Origin of the sequence: Flavihumibacter sp. UBA7668 (assembly GCF_002483205.1) — a bacterium.
In the GTDB taxonomy this organism is placed as follows: Bacteria; Bacteroidota; Bacteroidia; order Chitinophagales; family Chitinophagaceae; genus Flavihumibacter.
Genome location: NZ_DLHM01000004.1, coordinates 374289 through 395003 on the forward strand (window position 1 = coordinate 374289; position 20715 = coordinate 395003).

A 20715-nucleotide genomic window follows, 5' to 3' on the forward strand; every position below is an offset into this window, starting at 1 on the left:
ACCTTTGTAGGTCCAGCTGTTCGTTACCTGATCAACAAACGTCTCTATGCTCAATTGGGATTAAAAACATTCAATGGTGCCACGGCCGATTGGGTAGAAGCCGGATTGGGCTATAGATTTTATCACCGGGAATATAGAAAATAATTTATTCGTCAATTTAAAAATGAGATATGGACATTCATAAATCAACTACTAAAATTGCTCGCAGTAAAGTAGGGTTGTTTTTATTGGCAGTTCTAATTTTATCCTGCAATAACAATCAGGCAGATCAGGCCACTATGGAATCTAAATCGGATTCACTGGTAAGTGCTGCTGCACCAAAGACTCCTGTGCTACCAGAACTACCTTCCAGCGTGGTTCTTAAAAACTGGGAAATGGGCGATCCGCAACATATGGCAACAATCCTGAAACTTTATCAGGCCTGGGATACGGAACACCCCCATGATATGATTGAATTTTTGGGAGATAGCACCATCTTTGACTGGCCAAATGGCAGCCGGGTGATTACTACCAAAGAAACAGTTGAACCGGTATTACGAAAATGGAGAAATAATTTTAAATCAACCTCCAATATTCCGGTTTCATTGATTTCCCTCCACAATAAAGATTTGAACCAGGATTGGGTAATGGCCTGGGTCTGGAACAAATGGCAAACTGCACAAGGTAAAAAAGATTCCAGTCTGTTTTGTGATAACTGGCGTTTGGAAAATGGACGAATTGTGTATATGAACAGTTCGGAAAACAGGACATCCAAGTCACTTTCAAAAACCCTTAATTCAATACCGTCCAATTAATCATTGATAGCAGCTTTTAATCGTGTTGCTTCCCTGTAAATAGCAGAAGCATAGGATTTGAGTACAGCTGTTTTAATGTCTGCCGGTAATGACTGAAGATTGGTGTTGGGTTCTGTACATTCCAGTTCGCATAACACAATTTGCCCATTACTATAAAGGAAATCAATTCTTGTACGGATGAGTGCATGCTGATGATAACACTCCTGCATGAAATGAATGATTTGTGTAGCAAAGGATACCATGTTTTTGGGCAGTTGTACTTCCGGAATAAACCTGCGTTCTTTTATTGAATGGTTTTTGAATCCCCCTCTCTTCTGTATGGCATGGCTGTATTTGTCATTAAAAAAAACAAGACAGTATTCACCCTCTTCCACCGCCTTGATATAAGGCTGGAGTATAATTCCTCTGGGGGAGCTGCTTAACAGATGATGAAATATTTTTTCAGCTTCTTCGTCTGAATGAAGGATGAAATCAGTTTGTTTCTCATTCGTATTCCTGCCCATTCTTTTATATAAAAACGTGTTATTCCCATCGGCGGATACAATCGGTTTCATCACAATATCTCTATCCTGCCAGTTGTCCGGATCGGCTGCATCCAATTCTTCAAACAGCTCTTTCAGACTTCGGTTGCCAATTGGGTTGGTTTGATCTTCTTCTGATTCATTTATCCCGATAAAATAACTGGGTGTAATAGCCATTCCCGAATTTACACGCACTCCAAATTTTTTGATTAATCGGGATAAATACCTCGATTTGATAACATTGTCAATGATTAGCTGCCCGTCATTTATAACACGATTCCTGTCTGAATTACAATCCCGTATCCATTGGATAAATGCTTCTCCATGAGAGGGTATATCCCAGGTACTGCTGATAAAAATGGCATCAAATTGGTTCCAATCTGTTTCAGTATTCTTCCAGTCCATAATCTCAACTACGGCTCCCATTGACCTAAGTTCTTCCATTAATTCCTGATCATCCTGAAACGGATCCTTTCCCGAAGGCATATTTATGGGATCAGAGGCAATCGCAAGCTTAATCGCTGTTTTATCTGTAGGCATAAGGCAAACTAACTTTTTTTTTAATTTTTTCAGGTGCTTAAATCGGCGGTTCATCTGCTGAACAGGCATTTCGACGGAAATCCCGGCTGAATTTACCATTCTAAACCTAGTTTCGGATACGATGGAGCAGCTCCAACTAAGACAGACAGTATTTTGCAAAAGACTATTGATAGGTTTTAGCCTTGCAGAAGTGGTGGCATGGTTATGTCTCCATATCAGCTGGCCACTTTTGTTGGCAGCCATTTATAACCTGACAGGGAAGTTTAAGGACAGTTCCTTTATGAGTATGGGGGATTTTTTTCTTATCCAGCTGGTCGTATGTACCGGGAAAGCAATCTTCCTGTTGCCATTGTGGTGGCTTTTTTTTGGACCATTCAAAAACATGAAGCTGGGAAGAAAGCTATTACTACATTTATTGGGAGCCCTGTTTTATTCTGTCTGTTGTTTGTTTGTTTTCCATTGGATAATAACGGGTTGGATTCATAAAGAGTATAATTGGATAAAGCTGTTGAATGATCTTTATAACCTCCTGTTCTTTTACTTCGCAAATTTCGCCTTATTTCATGCCTATAATTTTTGGCTGCAATCCTTGCGGCATACAAAAACAGAACAGCAATTGAGAGAGCTGGCGCTTCAGAGTGAAATACTGGCACTAAAGGCGCAAATCGAACCGCATTTTCTTTTTAATACACTGAATTCTATCAGCGCATCTGTTCCTCCCAGCCAGGAAGAAACCCGCGTATTGATTGCTCAATTAGCCGATACGTTTCGCTATGCACTTCAGGTGAGCGAAAAGGAAACGGTTCAATTAAGGGAAGAAATGGAATTTGTTAAAACATGGCTTTCGCTTGAAAAGCATCGGTTTGGTAATCGCCTGATGATTGATTATAAACTGGATGAAGCAGCCTTGTCTGCAAGAATTCCTTCCCTTATTTTTCAGCCTCTTATTGAAAATGCTATCAAACATGGTATTAGTCCCAAAGTTGAGGGAGGCAGAGTAAGCATTACGATTCGAAAAGCCGATGATTTCGTTAAGATAAGTATAGCAGATACAGGGCATGGGTTTTCAGGAGATTTATCGCGCTTATTTACAATGGGAGTGGGGCTTAAGAATGCATCAAGACGACTTGAATACATGTATAATCAAAAAATATCAGTGGAACGTAATCCGGTCGGACTCCTGTTTTTCTTTAAAATTCCATTTGCTTAATTATATGAACAAAGTATTGATCATTGACGATGAAGCGGCTTCCAGATCACTCATACGGGAATATCTGCAGGGGTATGAAGATTTTGAATTGATTGGTGAATGCGAAAATGGGATGGAGGCCATTGAAAAGATAAATCTACACTCGCCGGATCTTATATTTCTTGACATCCAGATGCCTGGTTGTACGGGATTCGAGGTGGTGCAGCAACTGACCAGATTTCCCAAGATTGTATTCATAACAGCCTATGATCAATATGCCATTAAAGCATTTGATAGCAATGCGATTGATTATCTGCTTAAGCCATTTACTGCTCAGCGGTTTAATCAGTCTTTGGAAAAAGTAAAAAGTATTCAATTCGTTGATCAGATGAAGTTTAAAAAGATGGCAAATGAATTCAAGGGCGAACCTCCCCGAAGAATTTTAGTGGAAAACGGAAATAAATTGGTCAGTTTATCTGTTGAAGATATCTGTTGTTTTGAGGCAGAGAAAGATTATACCTGGATCTTTACCGAAAATCGTTCCTACCTGAGTAATTATGGAATTGGTGCACTCGAACAACGCATGGATAAAAACCTGTTTCTTCGGATCCATCGTTCCTGTATCGTAAACTTAAATTGTATTCAGGAAGTGTACCGGGAAGGATATGCTGTTAAACTCAAATTAAAAAATGAAAAACTGGTAACCGTATCCCGGGGATATGTGGATGGATTAAAGCAATATTTCTATTGAAAATTATCATGTAAAGTTACTCGTCGTATCTATTTGTAATTCGGCGGGTATATCATTGAACAGGGTTTAATTAAAAGTAGGTTTGCATATAATTAAACCCTATGGCTATGACCGGTTTTCGGTTGATTAAAATTCAGTTCATTCTTAGTCTCCTGATTTCCATTTTTCTTATTTCTGCCTGTAAAAAAGAAGATGCAAAATTTGCAGGCGAAAAACCAGGTCAAATTCCAGGTTTGGGCAATATGCCCGGAAGCCCGGAGGGATCTCTATTCCTTCTGCCTTCCGGTGTTCATTTAAAAGGTGATATTGTTGGGCAGGAAGACGGACCCTCTTCGCGTGATTGCATTTTTGACGGGCAGGGATTTTTTGTAACAGTAAAAATCACACTTCAGAGAGATTCCATTTCTACGGGTCCGGTTGAAGTTGTTTTTCCTCCCGGTTTAATAATTACTTCCGCTTCGGAAGGTTTTCAGCATGGCCTTTTGGTAGAAAGAGTTGTAGTAACCATTCCTCCAGTACAACCCGGACCAGGTGGTAATGAATGCCAGGTAAGTTTACTGTTGTTTTGTTTAAACAGTGGAAAGAGCCCGTCAGACGCTACAGCAAAATATAAACTTGGACCAATTACCAGTTCTCCGTTGATCAAGGATTTCATCGACAAACTGAGCGGGAAGAAGATCAATTATCGTGATTTTGAATCCACTGATCCTACCTGGTTTGAAAATCAGGAAAGATTGCAGGACGCCCTTTGGAATATTACCAATGGCGATGGATTAACAGAACAGGATAAAGAAAATATTGCGGCACTGCCTGACAGGTAGTAGCATTCAATTAAAAAACGTATAGTATATGTCAGAAAAAATTATTGGAATCAGTCAAGCCTTTTTATTGGGGCTTATTTTCTTACTGATTGGTTGCAGCAAGGGGAAGGATGGAGCCGTGCCACAACGCATCCCAACTGTTTATGCCAAAGGTAGCGTTACAGGTGAAAAAGTTGAAAAAAGTATAGGTGTAAATGGAGGCACCATCAGCTCGGCAGACGGACGATTAATGGTAACGGTTCCTGCCGGAGCTGTTACGGAAAATGTTTTATTCTCTATCACTCCCATAACGAATACCAACCCAATGAGTTCAGGCGATGCATATCGGTTGGAACCGGAGAATCGCAGCTTTCAGCATCCTGTTCAGATAACATTGAAGTATGGGTCGGCTGATCTGGAAGGCACTATTCCGGAGGCCCTGTATCTTGGATTTCAGAATCAGCAGGGGCATTGGAATCTGATGAAAAAAAATGAAATAAATACATTGAATAAGACCATTACGGTGGAGTCGGATCATTTTAGTGATTGGGGTATAGTAGAGGATTTTAATGTAAAAGCAGATAAGGATATTATTCAGCCCGGCGAATCTGTTCAGTTAACTGCCTATAAATGCATAACTGCATCAACGGAAGATAGTTTACTGGCTCCGCTGGTAGATCCTGATCCCTTTGATTTAAAAGGTAAAGTCAATTGGAGAAATGTTGCCAGCATGGGTGTTTTAATTTCGGATGGCGCACAGGCTACCTACACTGCACACACTGAAATTCCTGCCAATAATCCGATATTTATTGAAACTTCCATTTCCGGGATTCCTTTAAAAAATCCGGTAACAGGAAGAGTTTATCCCAACTCCACCCTGTTGATCCTGACTCCAATTACCATTGCAGGAGGAAGTGTTGTAATGCTTTCTTACAAGGGAACGGATTATGTTTATACGAATGTTGTTATTGGTGCGGCTAATGGAAAGTTGACCGTTCAGGGGGTAGATGCCAATTGGAAAGGCATTCATTTAATTGCAAATGCCAATCGTGCCGGTGCCTTTGCTTATGGTGCTTTAAGCGACGCCGGCAAGTCTACTGCTACCATAAATGTTGGTGCATTCAGTTTTGGAACGGAGTATTCCAAGTGTAATATATCGGATGAATTTTACTCCGACGGGTCTTTTGTTGTATCTAAATGGGCAGATGTTGGAGAACTGGTAAAAGGAAGTTTCTCAGGTACGGTGTACAGCCGAAATCCGCCAGGTACCAGTTGTCCGAATGAAGCGGAGAAGCATAATTTCAGTGGAGTTTTTCAGGGATTAAGGCAATATTAAATGATATAAAATATGCGATTAATAAGACTTATTCCTGCTCTTCTATTAATGTGTTCATTCCTGGTAGTACTGTCATGTGGGAGAGGAAAGGAAATAACACCAAATCAGTCTCCGCAGGATAGTGCGAATTATAAAATAAAGGAAATTACAATAGAAGGATTACCTTCTCCCTATTTGAGATTTCTTTATCATGCGGAAGGTCTGATACATGAAATAAAACAGGAAAGCAATCTCTATCAGTACCAGTTACAGTATGAAAACCACAAGTTGATCAGTATGATCAATAAGGCCAACCTGGATTTTGATAGTCTGAAATACCAATATGAAGGTGATCGGGTAGTGAAAATTTATCGATCAACTGTCAGTTCAGGAAAAATTGAGGAAATAAACCTTTTGTATGATGTCTCGGGAAGACTTGTTGAATTGGATTGGTTAAACATGGCTACAGGTAAAGTTTTCAAGAAGCTGGTTATTCAGTATGGGATGGATAATAATATGCACCAATATGAAGAATATTATCACCATGCAGATACACTTCTAAAAACAGCTACCCATATATTTTCAGGTTTTGATAAGAATGTTAATGTAACAGCCAATCTGATAATCAGGGATATTCATTATCTGCATCTGCCTGGTATCAGGTTACAAAGGAATAATCCCTCAGAAGAACTGGTTCTCGGTGTCAATCGGGATATGCAAATCAAATTCTCCTATGAGTACCAGGGGCAGTTACCGGTTTCAAAATTGTCAAAAATGAAAATTACCCGGGGCGACGGTCTGGGACTTGAACTAAACAATTATACAAGGATTACTTATTACTGAATCAGATCAGCAGAAATTTTTAAGGTTACCGATTGTAGTGTTCCGGTATAAGATTGATCCCGAAACAAGTTTGGTTGAAATTTTGCTGTAGTTTGATAATTTCCAACAGGGAAATTTATTCCGTTTATAGATGCCATAATATCCGCTTTTGCACCAGGCAGCAATCCTCCGGAAGGGATTCTTGCATTGGCACGGATAACCGTAATACCGGCAGGGATGGTTTCGCTATAACTTGTGGCCGTCATTCCTATTGGCTGATTTCCTGTATTGGTAATTTCTCCGGCTTTTACCATATGATTTATTCCCTGTTTTAAATCAGGTAAAGAAGCATTCGCAAGGTTTATCGATACCGGCGTGATATAATCTACAATTACTGAATACGTCTTCATTTCGGTTCCTCTTCTTAGTGAAAGAAAAAATCCTTTTGGATAACGATAATCAATTTCTTTTCCACCGGCTGGATATTGTGTGCTGTATTGATCAGTTGGTAAGTTTTCGTCCTGACTGAAATAAATGGAGGATCCCGTGTGCTGGATGCCTGCCGTAAGCCGGCTTAAATCGGTTCCATCCGGAACAAAAATATAGATATAGTTCAGGGAAGCCTGATTTTCTACAATCTCTGTTGCTGTAATATCATTTTGTAATTGTGGATTTTTACTTTTTGGAAATACAAAACCTGCGAGGCCGAGAGGGGGAGGAGCAGTCTTTGTAAGAATTACATCATAATGAACTCTTTTTGATGGATTTTGAGTGGAGCGAATCGTGTATCGCAGGCTGCCACTGCTGTAGTTTGTTTTGGTTCCCAATGCTGGTTCAATACGAAATCCGGTTTGCTGGAAATTGCTGGCAACCGGAGTCAGCCCTGATAAATCACTGTCTGATGGGAGTGTGATGGTGATTTTTCCTGGTTGTATTTCAGTTCCATTGCTTACTATAGGGTGTTCAATGGCAATGGACAGGTTAGTATGCTCTGCAAAATTGAATTGCTGGATTTTTACATTCGTCAGATCAATGGTATCCTCATCCGGATTATCATTTTCAATATCAGGATCTTTGGAGCAGGCTACCAATGTCAATACGGCAAATAGAATCGCAAGGATGCGGAATTTTTTGAAATACATAGAAAAAGGTTAATTATCGGGTTTTAATCCCGATGCGATGAGTGGATTTTGTCCATACCCGTTGCATATAGATCAAAAAAAAAACATGTGGCCACCCATTTGTTTTTTCTATAAGTTGTGGGATTTGCGTCAACTCCATAGTCAAAATGATCCTGTTTCGTCTGGGATGGCATGTCTGGAAACGCCTTTATTTTTCATCCTCCAGGAAAGGCATTCATAAACAGCCAATAATAACAACTATCCGGATTGGCAACATATCGATAAAAGCAAGGATTAGCCTTTTTATTGGCAAAAAGGGGGATTCGTCAATTATATTAGGGTAAGGAGGTGTTGATGAGTGGTACAAAAGAACAGGGATTTCCATTGTGAAGATTGCTTCAATTTTTGTATTTCGGCAGCAATTTTATGTAACAACACTCGTAACTTCATACCCTTGGAATTTCTACATGATCTGAAAAGCCCAAAATGAAGTAGCGGTTCCCAATATGTGTAAAATATACAACAGATCTCCACAATTTTACAAGACTTAGAAGTTCTGATCCCCTACCTTTAACCGGATTCGCATCCTGCATCAGTATGGTATGCTTTTTTTACACGTCAAGTTTCACTTACAGCATAGTTGATTCTTTGTAAATTATAGGTTGGCTGACCTAATTGGAGATTTATTTAAATGTTTTTTGATTTTATAGATATAGTTACGATAAATGCGAAGTTTTTATTTGGTGCACCTAAAATTGCCTATGATCAGATTGGAAATGTTTCCAGCAATTCACCTGAGTTAATTATTTGGGCGGCACCCTTTATGTTCTTTTTTGTGTTGTTGGAATGGTTTATTTCTCACCGACAGAACAAAGGATTGTATCAGAAAGCAGAAACGATGGGATCTGTACTGGTAGGTATGGGCAATGTGGCAATTGCCTTTGCGCTAAAGTTCAGTCTGTTGTTTCTGATTGTATGGGTGTATAATCTGGTGCCCTGGAGAATGTATTTAAACTGGTGGACTTTCATTCCCTGTTATATCATCTTTGATTTCTGCAGCTATTGGGCACATCGCATTGCGCATGAACAGCGGATCTGGTGGGCAACCCATGTGGTGCATCATAGCAGTGAACATTACAACCTGAGTGTATCATTTCGCCTGAGTTGGATTCAGCATGCAAAATTGATCTTCTTCCTGCCGGTTGCTTTACTTGGATTTCATCCCGTCATATTTTTTGTGGTAAATCAGGTGGCGGTCCTGTTTCAGTTCTGGGTACATACGGAATATATCCGACGTTTGCATCCGGTGATTGAATATCTCTTTGCCACTCCTTCCAATCATCGCGTGCATCATGGTTCTCAGGAAAAATATATCAACAAAAATTATGGGGCCACCTTCATCATCTGGGATCGGATTTTTAACACCTATCAGCCGGAAGAAGAGCAGGCCATCTATGGCATTACACACAATATTGAAAACAAAGCAAATCCGCTTCAAATTAATTTTCATGAACTGGCCGATATTATCAGAGATGTCAGAAAAGCAAAATCCTGGAAACTGAAATTCTTCTATTTATTCGGTGACCCCATCGATATTGCCCGGCATAAGGAGAAGATGAAATAACACTAGGAATGATTAAATGCCTGGCTCATATTATTTCCCATTCCGTTTTTTTAAGCCTCTCTGCAATTGCCTTTATTGTTATCTGCACATCATTTTCATCAGGCAAGGTTCCGATCACGAGATCTTTGAATGTGGTTTGATATGGCTGGCGAATTTTCTCCCAGGTCTCTTCCGGACCTTTGAATCAAAATAGGGGCTATCGAAAAAGGTTTTGATTTCTGTGTTTTTCAACATCATATGAAGATCATAGATATGACGGATCTTATTTGCGAGATCAGTGTAAGGATCTTCTGTGAAAGAAAAGCGTACCAGGCTCATGATCTTCTCGCAAAAGGTACATTCCTTGCTGAGTACGAGAACGTTAAAAGGCTGCATGTTATAGTCCCTTACAATATCCTCCTGCTGTTTACCGATCATCATCCCAAGTTTATTGGTTATTCCGTCTAATTGTATTTCGGGCATTATTCCAGCTAAAGCGTCTGTGATTGCTTTTAATTTGTTTTTCAGTTTGTTTCCCGCTTCGCCTTCTTTCTTTACGACCACTATATCAATATCTTCCGAGAAACGTTCTATCAGCCTGTGGCATTTTGATAGCGCGGTTCCTCCTTTGAAGATGGCAAATTTTCCAGCTGGTGATGAGAAAATTTTGAACAATGCAACAGTTACCCAATAATCCTTTTCAATATAGATCTCCGGGATGTTTAGTTGCTGTGACGCCGCCTGAACGGCTTCCCTGAATAATTCTTTTTCTTCATGCAGTCTCATACTATGTTCCACTGTTTAATGGCTGGTAACTCTTCCTGTTGAATACCAAAGTTATAGGTCGACAGCGGGTTCAGACTTTTAGCAAGGGGTTGTACCATATCAGAATCAATACCCAGACTGGTTAACAAGGCTCCTGTAAGGGCCCGTACCCTCGGTGGATATTTCAGACTGATATTAATCAGTTTCCGCTTATCATCATGGTTGAGTTCAATGATCTTTTGTTGCAGTCGTTTTAGCACACCTTCCCTGTTAAGGTCCGGGATGTTTTTAAAGTCTTTTATTGCATCCAGAATTTCCAGTAGGTAATAATTGTCATTGGTGACATCCACATAACTTTTAACAGCCTTCACTGCTATGCTTCCAACTTTGGTAATTATTCTTTTATCACGGCTGGCAATTTTTATATTTTTGGGAACCTGCGTTGTCAACCCCATTTTGTTATATAGCGATATGCCGGTAACATACGCTATTCTCTTCCCTTTTTGAAAAAGATATGATTTTAGCAGTTGATCCTCGCCAGGTTTGAGTTCTCCAAATACTGACTTTTTAGGTTTATAATACCGCCCGGTTGAAGCTCTTTTGATGACCCCTGCCTTTGTCATTCTGCTTAATGCCTTGACCGCAGCACGATACTCGTCTGGAACCAGTTTTAGCTGGCCATAGGTAAAAACCTCGCCAACCTGAAAGCCGTTTATTTGCTTTTCAATTTTTTTAGTGGTTTGCATTGGTAACTTATCTAATTCAAAGATATTGATTTCTACCAAATGTCACCTATTTTGCGCCGTTTACTTACCTTTATAGCAGATTTCTGCTAGTTATTATTGGAATGCACCCAATCTCTGCCTATCAAATACGCCCCCAAAAAGCGGATTCCAGTAATTTCTTTACTATTACCTTCTCTTTGTGTTTTAAATGCTTTCTCAGCCTGGCTTAAGTGGATGTGCAACCTTTTAATAGTTTCTAACCGGGAACATAAAGAGAACAGCGAGTGATTTCCCCAGCATCCCCGGACTTATCCCGGACTTGAACCGCACTTGTACCGGACTTGCACCGGAGCCAGCCATCATATATATAGGTTTTTTTATTAATAATATGCCTATATTAGTAATATGGCTCGACAAACCGGAATTTTCAACATTTCAGGAAAAATCGGCGACCAGGTTTTTTACTATAAAAATGGAAAAAAGCTGGTAAGAAAAGCTGTCAATAAGGAAACCTATACGCTTTCGGAAGGCAGCCGGAAAACCAATAAAGAATTTGCTTCCGCACATGGTGTTTCCAATTTATTCAAAAAAGCCGTTGAGTCTTTTCTTAAACAATATGCAGACAAACAATTCATCAACCGGTTAAGGGGCAAGCTAATTGAAATTATTAATACCGGTCCGCAGGAGAAAAAGGGAGAACGATCCATTGTTGATGGCAACCTTTTGATGTTAAAAGAGTTGGAGTTTAATTGCCATACCAGCCTTGATAAGCTGGTGAAATTTTCTCCTGTTATTACCATTGATCCATTTAAAAGTATTGAGTTAGAAATCCCTGCCATTCAGCTGGCAGAAGCATTTAGTGCACCAGACAATGCGACGCATGTGGTATTATCCATTCAATGCTGTTCATTTGACCTGGCAGAAAAAAACGGGAGGAAATCAATTGCGGAAGAATTAATAATTCCCCTGCAAACGCCCACATTCAGCGGAGGTCAGTTAAGCATAACGCTGGAATACATCGAAGAACGATTGGTAGTGCTTATTAAGGGGGTGGGTTTTCTTTCAAATAAAAAAGATCGGATATTTAATCGTCGCTATTATGCAGGAAAAATTTTAGAGGCCTTTTATGTAAGAGACGGACAAATTCTTCAGTACAACGCACCCCCGCCTCCACCTGCACCATTACCCGCACAGGATGTATCAAAAATTGTGAAATGGAAATTGCAGTAAGAAGCGGTTTTCCGATTTATGCTGTTTCAACAATACTCAAATGGGAACTCCTATTTTGCTCAAAGAGTATCCACCGGCTGGCGTGATCCTTCTGATTCCAACTGTGGTAATCGCTGATGTGATCCTTGTATTGTTGCTGTAGTTGTTTGCCATCTACCTGAAAGATATCTCCACCTTCTTGCCGCGAATCGAAAAATCCATGAAACTCCGCACATGCAAAAAGCCCCACATTTCTGTGAGGCTTTTGCGGACCGGACGGGACTCGAACCCGCGACCTCCGCCGTGACAGGGCGGCATTCTAACCAACTGAACTACCGATCCTTCCAACAACTTGAAACTCCGCGTTTTATAACTTCGTTCTACCAAATTGGGATGGCAAAGATAAAGGGAAAATTTATTTCAAAACAAACTTTTCCTAAAAATTTTTCAACCCTTAATTTTACACCACAACTGATAGTATGCCAGAGAACAAAAACAGACAGTTCCTCGAATTCGAACGCCCTATTAAAGAGCTGTTTGATGAAATCGAAAAAACAAAGCTTTCATCAGAAAAAACAAAAATTGATAATACCGACTATATACATAAACTGGAAGCACAGGTCATAGAAAAACGCCGGGAAATCACCGAAAACCTGACCAGCTGGCAAAAAGTACAGCTCAGTCGCCACCCCGATCGCCCCTATACCCTGAAGTATATCCAGAAAATGACCACCAACTTTATTGAATTACATGGTGATCGCAATGTAAAAGACGATAAAGCCATGGTCGGCGGATTTGCTCAACTAGAGGGAGAAACCGTTATGTTCATCGGTCAGCAGAAAGGTATCAATACCAAAATGCGCCAGCTCCGCAATTTCGGAATGGCCAACCCCGAAGGCTATCGCAAAGCCCTGCGCCTCATGCGCCTGGCCGAAAAATTCAATAAACCCATCGTAACCTTAATTGATACCCCCGGCGCCTATCCCGGTCTCGAAGCCGAAGAACGCGGACAGGGAGAAGCCATCGCCCGGAATATCTATGAAATGATGCGCCTCAAAGTGCCCGTAATCTGCGTGGTAATAGGAGAGGGCGCTTCTGGTGGTGCTCTCGGCATCGGCGTGGGCGATCGCGTGTTCATGCTGCAAAACTCCTGGTACACAGTTATTTCTCCCGAAAACTGCTCCTCCATCCTCTGGCGCTCCTGGGCCCAGAAAGAAAAAGCAGCCGAAGAACTCAAACTGACCCCCGATCATATGCATCGCTTCGGTCTCGTAGATCAAATTGTACCCGAACCCGAAGGAGGCGCCCATTGGGATTATGACCAGGCTGCTGCCAACCTCAAGTCTGTACTGATTGAAACCCTGAAGGAACTGAAACAGGTCCCCGCAGAAGAGCGGGTGCGTTTGCGCATCGAGAAGTTCAGCAAAATGGGCTTCTGGGATGAATTGCCAGTTTAAATCAACCTTCAACAACCAACTTATATACTTTTCCAAATGGATCTCAGACATTCTCTTCGTGGTACCGGCGTAGCTATCGTAACTCCTTTTACCGCTACCGGCGAGGTCGACTATACAGCCCTCGAAAACCTGATCAATTTTCAATTGAACAATGGCGTTAATTATATCGTAACACTCGGTACAACCGGTGAAACCCCCACACTTTCCAAAGAAGAAAAAAAGGACATCATCCTTTTTACCTACGAAAAAGTGGGCAACCGTGCTCCTGTGGTAGTTGGCGTGGGTGGCAACAATACCCATGAACTCGTTAACGATCTTTCTTCTCTTCCGCTTGATAAAGCAACTGCCGTATTGAGTGCCTGTCCCTATTATAATAAACCAACGCAGGAAGGCATCTTCCAGCATTATAAAGTGCTGGCTGCTGCATCTCCAAAACCCATCATTCTTTATAATGTTCCGGGAAGAACCGGACGAAATATGGAAGCATCCACTACCCTGAGACTGGCACACGAAGTACCCAATATTGCGGGTATCAAAGAAGCCGCCAATAACCTCGTGCAGTGTATGCAAATGCTCAAAGGGCGCCCTGATCATTTTCTGATTGTTAGTGGCGATGACGACCTTGTACTGCCACAGCTTGCCTGCGGAATGGACGGTGTTATCAGCGTAGCCGCCAACTGCCTTCCCAAAAAATTCACCGATATGGTGAATGCCGGACTCGCATTCGATTTTACAAAAGCAAAAGCATTAAACGACGAACTGCTGGAAGCGTATAGTTTGTTATTTACCGAAAATAATCCGGCTGGTGTAAAAGGATTTTTAGCTGAAATGGGAATGATCCAGAATACCCTGCGTTTGCCAATGGTGCCCCTTACTGCCGAATCACAGCAAAAAGTGGCAGCCTATCTCAAACAGCTTTCCTGATGCGATCTCTACTCCTTGGAGCAATTGGTCTGGTAACAACCATCAACACCAATGCGCAGTTGTCAACTGCCAGCCCCAGGGTACAAATAATGGATTCCGCTTTCCCGATCAAATCACTTGGTCGGGAAAGACGGATCTGGATCTACCTGCCTGCTGATTATACAACCGGCAAACATCGCTATCCTGTTTTATACATGCAGGACGGACAAAACCTCTTTGATGCCGTAACCTCTTTTGCAGGTGAATGGGGGGTGGATGAAGAATTGGATCGAACCAATCTTCCGCTGATTGTTGTAGGCATTGATAATGGTGGTGCCAAACGTATGAATGAATACAATCCGGAAGATCATGAGCGTTTTGGAAAAGGAGAGGGAAAAGCCTACTTAGAATTCCTGGTGAACGAATTAAAGCCCTATATTGATCAACACTATCGCACCAAAAAACAGGCAAAATATACCGGTATCGCAGGTTCCTCCATGGGCGGATTGATTTCCTATTATGCCGGACTCTGGTACCCCAAACAATTCGGCAAAATAGGCGTATTCTCGCCCTCTTTCTGGATTTCACCGGGATTAATAAACCTCACCAAAGAGGCCCTCCATAAACGGCGGCATGCCAATCAGCAATATTATTTCTATGCCGGAAAAAAGGAATCACCCCAGATGGTAAGCGATATGGAAAAAATTATCAGCACCCTTCAACCGATCCTTCCAAAAGAATCCATCATAAAACGAGTGTCCCCAATCGGCGAACACAACGAAGCCTCCTGGAGATCCGAACTTCCAAACTACCTGCGATGGAACCTGAGAAGTAGGAAGTAGGAAGTAAGAAGTTTGAAGTTTGAAGTAAGAAGTTTGAATTTAGAAGTAGGAAGTAGGAAGTAGGAAGTAGCACATCGGACCAATACTTCTAACTTCCCACTTCCCACTTCCCACTTCTAAATTCTATACGTGGTTCCTTCCAGCGCCAGTTGCGTATTCTCAAACACTTCTTTTGCTTCTTCTTCGAATTGATGGAGTTTTTCGTATTTGGAACTGAAATGACCAATCAGTAATCTTCCAACACCAGCTTTTAGGGCGATGGTTGCCGCTTCATGTGTGGTGCAGTGGAAACGCTTGGCAGCACGATCTGCCAGGTCTTTCAGGTACGTCGTTTCATGATAGAGCAAATCAACCCCCTGAACCGATTCAATCAAGGCTTCATTGTAGCAGGTATCTGCAGAATAAGCATAGGAATGCGGCGCAGGAGCGGGATCCGTAACCCATTCGTTTGAAATCACCTGCCCGGTTTTTGTTTCATAATCGGCGCCCCATTTCAGCCGATCATAAAACACAGCCGGAACACCATGACGAACTGCATTCTCCGGGTTGATTTTACGCGGGGCTTTAACCTGGTCAAACCGAAATCCCCAACAGGGAATCCGGTGACTGGTAGAAAAAGCCGTTACCCGGAATTTGTCCGTTTCTACCAACTTACCACTAGCCAATGGATGAAAATGTAAGGTATAAGGGAGTGTTGTATCAGCAACTTGCAATTGTAAGTTGATAATCGTCAATAAATCAGACGGAGCATACAGATGCAAATCCAATTCACGACCCAGGAGGCCCATGCTGGTCAGTAAGCCAATTAGTCCGAAATAATGATCACCATGCAGGTGAGATATAAAGATGTGCTGGATTTTGCTTCGTCTTATCTTGTATTTGGCCATTTGCATTTGGGTTCCTTCGCCGCAATCAACCAGAAACAGGTGTTCATCCAGGGTCACAATCTGTGCCGTGGGATGCCGGTCAAATGCAGGAAGGGCGGAGTTATTGCCCAAAATCGTAACAGCCATCATAGTTTAATCGTTGTTGAATAAAGGTTCGTCGTCGTCCAGTAATTCCCGTTCAATCTCTTCCATCTGAACAATATCCCAGGCTTCCGACTCGGTTGGGGTGGCACTCAGGATCTCCAGCAATTGCTGTTCATCCAGGTATTGCTCCACTCCCGGTTGTATTTCGCACACTACAAAAGAAGCGTTGTTTTCGTAGTAAGACTGCTGTACCTTGATCAGGGTTTCAATCGCCGGTAATTCGATGGCTTCTACCTGCTTCATGTTCAAAACCACGCTTTTAACGTCATTTTGCAGGTAAGTTGATAAACCAGATTGAATTTCTGCTGTCATATTAGCAGTCAATTTGGGTTCAAGGATCGTAATGACATGAAATTTCTCCTTGGTATCAATTTTGACCTGCATATTGTTTAAAATTTAGTATGGATTTTAACGTTATTAGGGTGGCGGCGAAGCAAACCTAAACTCAAAAATATTCGTTATTATTGTATAACACACAACTACTTATAAAATGGACAACAATTTTTCAGCCCAGGTAAAGGAGATCATCTCGTTCAGCAGGGAGGAGGCATTGAGGTTGGGTAATGATTTTATCGGTACGGAGCACCTGTTGCTTGGGCTGATAAGAGAAGGTGATAACACCGCTGTCCGTATTCTCAAGAGTTTCAATGTGGACCTGTATGAATTGCGCAAGGAAGTGGAATTGGCAGTGAAGGATAAAACCGGAAAGAATATTGCCAATATCAACAGCCTGCCGTTAACGAAACAGGCAGAGAAGGTAATTCGTGTAACTGTTCTGGAGGCGAAGGCACTTAAAAGTCCGACCGTTGAAACAGAACACCTCATGTTATCAATTCTCAAGAACAAAGAAAATATTGCTACACAAATCTTAAATCAGTTTGACGTGGACTACGATTTATTCCGGAACGAACTGGGAGTCGTGAAAAGCAATGATGTGAGAAGCGAATATCCCGACGAAAACGACGACGATTTTGATGAAGAGAAAAAGTATAGTCAGCAGAAAGCCAAACAGGCCGGTACTACCAAAAGTAAAACACCGGTGTTGGACAACTTTGGTCGGGACATTACCCGCCTGGCTGAATCTGGTTCTCTTGATCCCATCGTTGGTCGGGAAGAAGAAATCGAACGCGTTTCGCAAATTCTCAGTCGCCGTAAAAAGAACAACCCCATCCTCATCGGTGAACCCGGTGTTGGTAAAACAGCCATTGTTGAGGGACTGGCACTTCGCATTGTACAGCGGAAAGTATCCCGCGTATTGTTTGATAAACGCGTGATATCCCTGGATCTTGCTGCACTGGTAGCAGGTACCAAGTACCGCGGACAGTTTGAAGAGCGCATGAAAGCCATCATGAATGAGCTGGAGAAAAACAGAGATGTGATTCTCTTCATTGATGAAATTCATACCATTGTTGGTGCTGGTGGTGCCAGTGGATCACTGGATGCCTCCAATATCTTCAAGCCGGCTCTGGCACGTGGAGAGTTGCAATGTATCGGTGCATCTACACTGGACGAGTACCGTATGTATATTGAGAAAGACGGCGCCCTGGATCGTCGCTTTCAAAAGGTAATGGTAGATCCGCCAAGTGTGGACGAAACCATTATGATTCTGAACAATATCAAATCGAAATACGAAGAGTACCACAATGTTAATTATTCGGATGATGCCATTGACGCCTGTGTTAAACTGAGTGATCGGTATATGACAGATCGGCTGCTTCCTGATAAAGCGATCGATGTTTTGGATGAAGTAGGTGCCCGTGTGCATCTGAAAAATATCAATGTGCCGGATGAAATTCTTGATCTTGAAAAAAAGATTGAGGATGTGAAGAATGAAAAAAACCGCGTGGTAAAAAGCCAGAAGTTTGAAGAAGCTGCTTCTCTGCGTGATACGGAAAAACGTTTGCAGGAAGATCTGGAAAAAGCGAAAGCACAGTGGGAAGAAGAAAGCAAACACAAACGGTATCCGATTGAAGAAGAGGATATCGCCGAAGTGGTGAGTATGATGACGGGTATTCCGGTGAAACGGATGGTGCAGGCGGAAAGTGAGAAGCTGAAAAAAATGTCGGATGATATGCGTGGCATGGTAATCGGACAGGAAGAAGCCATCTCCAAAGTGGTGAAAGCCATTCAGCGGAACCGGGTTGGATTGAAAGATCCGAAAAAGCCGGTGGGTACCTTTATCTTCCTCGGTCCAACCGGGGTTGGTAAAACAGAACTGGCACGTTCTCTGGCCCGCTATATGTTTGACAGCGAAGATGCGCTGATCCGGATTGATATGAGTGAATACATGGAGAAATTCACCATCAGTCGTTTGATTGGTGCGCCTCCGGGTTATGTTGGGTATGAAGAAGGTGGTCAGTTAACGGAAAAAGTTCGTCGCAAACCATACAGCGTGATTCTGTTGGATGAAATCGAAAAAGCCCATCCGGATATCTATAATATTCTGTTGCAGGTATTGGATGATGGTCAGTTGACAGACGGACTGGGTCGGAAAGTTGATTTCAAAAACAGTATGATCATCATGACTTCCAATATTGGTGTTCGCCAGTTGAAGGATTTCGGAGATGGTGTTGGTTTTGCAACAGCTGCCCGTTCTGCTCATTCAGACGAAAACAATAAAGCAGTTATTGAAAAGGCACTGAAGCGTACCTTCTCACCTGAATTCCTGAACCGGATTGATGATGTGATCATCTTTAATTCACTGGATAAAGGGCATATCTTCCAGATCATTGATATCCTGTTGAAAGGTGTGTTGAAACGCCTGAACAACCTGGGTTTCACACTGGAACTGACAGAAGATGCAAAAAACTTCATTGCTGAAAAAGGATATGATTCGCAGTTTGGCGCAAGACCATTACATCGTGCTCTTCAGAAATACCTGGAAGATCCGTTGGCAGAAGAAATTCTGAATATGACCATCAAACAGGGAGATATACTGATTGCCGACCTGGATAAGGAGAACAACAAAATTGTTTTTACCATCCGTGAATCTTCCCCTAAAAAGGAAAAATCAGCAACCTAAAATTCTAAGCATATTCTAATTCCAAGGCTACCTGCATGGGTAGCCTTTTTTGTATCTTGACAATTATGTGTGCATTACCCCGGGAACCTGAAAAACCGCTTTATTTTACCATTTTGACAGTAGCCAGTATTATCCTTTTGCTGGCAAACTGGATACTTGCAATTATTGAATATCCTTCATTGCCTTCCGTCATTCCTTCTCATTTTAATTCAATCGGAACAGTGGATGGATACAGTAATAAAGTAACGGTGTTTTTATTGCCTTCAGTCGCAAGTTTTACCTTGCTGATTTTGTTATTGGTTGCTGGCCAGTTAAACCCAATGAGGGAAGCGAGAATACTTAAGGTTATCGGGTTTTTGACAGCCTTGTTATTTCTATTGATTGAAGTCTTTTTATTGTACGCTGCAAAAACAGGACATACTCCACAGCATTTCTATCTGGTTTTCATGCTTTCAGGAATTATGGTAATCTACCCATTTATTGAAATGATAGTTGATAGAAAAAGACAAAAATAGTGGGGGTGTTCACTTATAAGGCTGCCCACTTTTTACTTTCTACTTTTAACTTTTTCCTTTCATTATCTTTGCCGAATGTCTGGCAGAAAAAAAATCATCATCACCATCGATGGATGGAGCAGTTGTGGTAAAAGTACCGTGGCAAAACAATTGGCCAAGGAGTTGAACTATGTATATATCGATAGTGGTGCCATGTACCGTGCAATTACCCTGTATTTTTTGAGGAATCATATCGACTGGACTACCACAGAGGAAGTGAAAGAAGCATTACTTAATATTCAACTTGATTTTCGCTTTAATGAACACAGCCAGCAAACGGAAATGTTCCTGAATGATGAAAATGTGGAATATGTAATCCGTGATTTGGTTGTAGCTGAAAAAGTGAGTGAGATTGCTGCTATTCGCGAAGTACGGGAGTTTGCTGTAAAACAACAGCAAACCATGGGCAAAAAAAAGGGAATCGTTATGGATGGCCGTGATATCGGAACCGTCGTTTTCCCGAATGCAGAATTGAAAATTTTCATGACTGCAGATAATGCGGTTCGGGTGCAGCGCAGATTCAGAGAGCTCTATGAAAAAAATCCTAATGTAACAATTGAGGAGGTAAAGAATAACCTCGAAATGCGCGATTATATTGACAGCAATCGCGAAGTAAGCCCGCTTCGCCAGGCGGAAGATGCGCTGGTATTGGATAATTCCAAACTGAATATGCAGGAGCAATTGCAGATTGCACTGGGTTGGGTAAAGGAAAGATTACCCGCTTAATTTTCTTAATCCCAACTTTTTCCCG

20 protein-coding genes and 1 tRNA gene are annotated in these 20715 nt (G+C 41.7%); 14 read left to right on the forward strand and 7 right to left on the reverse strand.

Annotation, left to right across the window (positions count from 1 at the left end; genetic code table 11):
* Nucleotides 1-170 precede the first annotated feature (170 nt).
* Entirely contained in the window at nt 171-794 is a 624-nt protein-coding gene (locus B2746_RS09675) for a nuclear transport factor 2 family protein (protein WP_290792766.1), read from the forward strand.
* On the opposite strand, the gene B2746_RS09680 is transcribed toward B2746_RS09675, so the two are convergent.
* Nucleotides 791-1855: an ATP-grasp domain-containing protein gene (locus B2746_RS09680; protein WP_290792767.1), complete on the reverse strand. Its 1065-nt coding sequence runs from the start codon at nt 1853-1855 to the stop codon at nt 791-793. The two genes, B2746_RS09675 and B2746_RS09680, sit on opposite strands and share 4 nt — an antisense overlap.
* Before the next feature lie 121 nt (nt 1856-1976).
* On the opposite strand from B2746_RS09680, the gene B2746_RS09685 reads away from it, so the two are divergent.
* The 5 genes from B2746_RS09685 (at nt 1977) to B2746_RS09705 (ending at nt 6753) form a co-directional block, all read left to right on the forward strand.
* The gene (locus tag B2746_RS09685) at nt 1977-3065 is read left to right on the forward strand and encodes a sensor histidine kinase (protein ID WP_290792770.1); all 1089 of its coding nucleotides are present in this window, start codon (nt 1977-1979) and stop codon (nt 3063-3065) included.
* A 4-nt stretch (nt 3066-3069) separates the two neighbouring features.
* The gene (locus B2746_RS09690) at nt 3070-3795 is read left to right on the forward strand and encodes a LytR/AlgR family response regulator transcription factor (protein ID WP_290792772.1); all 726 of its coding nucleotides are present in this window, start codon (nt 3070-3072) and stop codon (nt 3793-3795) included.
* Between the two features lie 101 nt (nt 3796-3896).
* Nucleotides 3897-4616 carry a hypothetical protein gene (locus B2746_RS09695; RefSeq protein WP_290792774.1) on the forward strand — a complete coding sequence of 240 codons (720 nt, stop codon included), beginning with the start codon at nt 3897-3899 and terminating at the stop codon, nt 4614-4616.
* A gap of 28 nt (nt 4617-4644) precedes the next feature.
* A complete protein-coding gene (locus tag B2746_RS09700; protein WP_290792776.1) occupies nt 4645-5931 on the forward strand; it encodes a hypothetical protein in 1287 nt (428 codons plus the stop codon).
* A gap of 12 nt (nt 5932-5943) precedes the next feature.
* Nucleotides 5944-6753 (forward strand): hypothetical protein, encoded by an 810-nt coding sequence (locus B2746_RS09705; RefSeq protein WP_290792779.1) that lies wholly within the window; start codon nt 5944-5946, stop codon nt 6751-6753.
* Here B2746_RS09705 and B2746_RS09710 read toward each other — a convergent pair.
* The gene (locus tag B2746_RS09710) at nt 6747-7874 is read right to left on the reverse strand and encodes a hypothetical protein (protein WP_290792781.1); all 1128 of its coding nucleotides are present in this window, start codon (nt 7872-7874) and stop codon (nt 6747-6749) included. The two genes, B2746_RS09705 and B2746_RS09710, sit on opposite strands and share 7 nt — an antisense overlap.
* A gap of 670 nt (nt 7875-8544) precedes the next feature.
* Between B2746_RS09710 and B2746_RS09715 the strand changes: the two genes are divergently transcribed.
* Complete coding sequence (locus B2746_RS09715; RefSeq protein ID WP_290792784.1) at nt 8545-9477, forward strand: sterol desaturase family protein; 933 nt, start codon at nt 8545-8547, stop codon at nt 9475-9477.
* 114 nt (nt 9478-9591) lie between these two features.
* On the opposite strand, the gene B2746_RS09720 is transcribed toward B2746_RS09715, so the two are convergent.
* Entirely contained in the window at nt 9592-10242 is a 651-nt protein-coding gene (locus tag B2746_RS09720) for a nucleotidyl transferase AbiEii/AbiGii toxin family protein (RefSeq protein WP_290792786.1), read from the reverse strand.
* A complete protein-coding gene (locus B2746_RS09725) occupies nt 10239-10967 on the reverse strand; it encodes a DUF6088 family protein (protein ID WP_290792788.1) in 729 nt (242 codons plus the stop codon). Before B2746_RS09725 ends, B2746_RS09720 begins: the two co-directional genes overlap by 4 nt.
* Before the next feature lie 384 nt (nt 10968-11351).
* Between B2746_RS09725 and B2746_RS09730 the strand changes: the two genes are divergently transcribed.
* The gene (locus tag B2746_RS09730; protein ID WP_290792790.1) at nt 11352-12176 is read left to right on the forward strand and encodes a hypothetical protein; all 825 of its coding nucleotides are present in this window, start codon (nt 11352-11354) and stop codon (nt 12174-12176) included.
* Nucleotides 12177-12423: 247 nt separating this feature from the next.
* On the opposite strand, the gene B2746_RS09735 is transcribed toward B2746_RS09730, so the two are convergent.
* Nucleotides 12424-12497: transfer RNA gene (locus B2746_RS09735), tRNA-Asp, on the reverse strand.
* A gap of 137 nt (nt 12498-12634) precedes the next feature.
* On the opposite strand from B2746_RS09735, the gene B2746_RS09740 reads away from it, so the two are divergent.
* The 3 genes from B2746_RS09740 to B2746_RS09750 are packed head-to-tail and all read left to right on the forward strand — an operon-like array spanning nt 12635 to nt 15357.
* Nucleotides 12635-13612: an acetyl-CoA carboxylase carboxyltransferase subunit alpha gene (locus B2746_RS09740; protein ID WP_290792792.1), complete on the forward strand. Its 978-nt coding sequence runs from the start codon at nt 12635-12637 to the stop codon at nt 13610-13612.
* A 36-nt stretch (nt 13613-13648) separates the two neighbouring features.
* Nucleotides 13649-14536 carry a 4-hydroxy-tetrahydrodipicolinate synthase gene (dapA, locus tag B2746_RS09745; protein WP_290792795.1) on the forward strand — a complete coding sequence of 296 codons (888 nt, stop codon included), beginning with the start codon at nt 13649-13651 and terminating at the stop codon, nt 14534-14536.
* Entirely contained in the window at nt 14536-15357 is an 822-nt protein-coding gene (locus B2746_RS09750) for an alpha/beta hydrolase (protein WP_290792797.1), read from the forward strand. The genes dapA and B2746_RS09750 overlap by 1 nt, the downstream gene beginning before the upstream one ends.
* Before the next feature lie 116 nt (nt 15358-15473).
* Here B2746_RS09750 and B2746_RS09755 read toward each other — a convergent pair whose 3' ends face one another.
* Together B2746_RS09755 and B2746_RS09760 are read right to left on the reverse strand one after the other, a co-directional pair.
* On the reverse strand, nt 15474-16373 hold the full coding sequence (locus tag B2746_RS09755; protein ID WP_290792799.1) for a ribonuclease Z: 900 nt from the start codon (nt 16371-16373) through the stop codon (nt 15474-15476).
* 3 nt (nt 16374-16376) lie between these two features.
* The gene (locus B2746_RS09760) at nt 16377-16772 is read right to left on the reverse strand and encodes an STAS domain-containing protein (protein ID WP_290792801.1); all 396 of its coding nucleotides are present in this window, start codon (nt 16770-16772) and stop codon (nt 16377-16379) included.
* A gap of 106 nt (nt 16773-16878) precedes the next feature.
* On the opposite strand from B2746_RS09760, the gene B2746_RS09765 reads away from it, so the two are divergent.
* The 3 genes from B2746_RS09765 to cmk all read left to right on the forward strand — a co-directional run bounded on the left by B2746_RS09765 (nt 16879) and on the right by cmk (nt 20690).
* On the forward strand, nt 16879-19410 hold the full coding sequence (locus B2746_RS09765) for an ATP-dependent Clp protease ATP-binding subunit (protein ID WP_290792802.1): 2532 nt from the start codon (nt 16879-16881) through the stop codon (nt 19408-19410).
* A 65-nt stretch (nt 19411-19475) separates the two neighbouring features.
* The gene (locus B2746_RS09770) at nt 19476-19925 is read left to right on the forward strand and encodes a DUF1648 domain-containing protein (RefSeq protein WP_290792803.1); all 450 of its coding nucleotides are present in this window, start codon (nt 19476-19478) and stop codon (nt 19923-19925) included.
* Nucleotides 19926-20000: 75 nt separating this feature from the next.
* Nucleotides 20001-20690 carry a (d)CMP kinase gene (cmk, locus tag B2746_RS09775; RefSeq protein WP_290792807.1) on the forward strand — a complete coding sequence of 230 codons (690 nt, stop codon included), beginning with the start codon at nt 20001-20003 and terminating at the stop codon, nt 20688-20690.
* Nucleotides 20691-20715 lie beyond the last annotated feature (25 nt).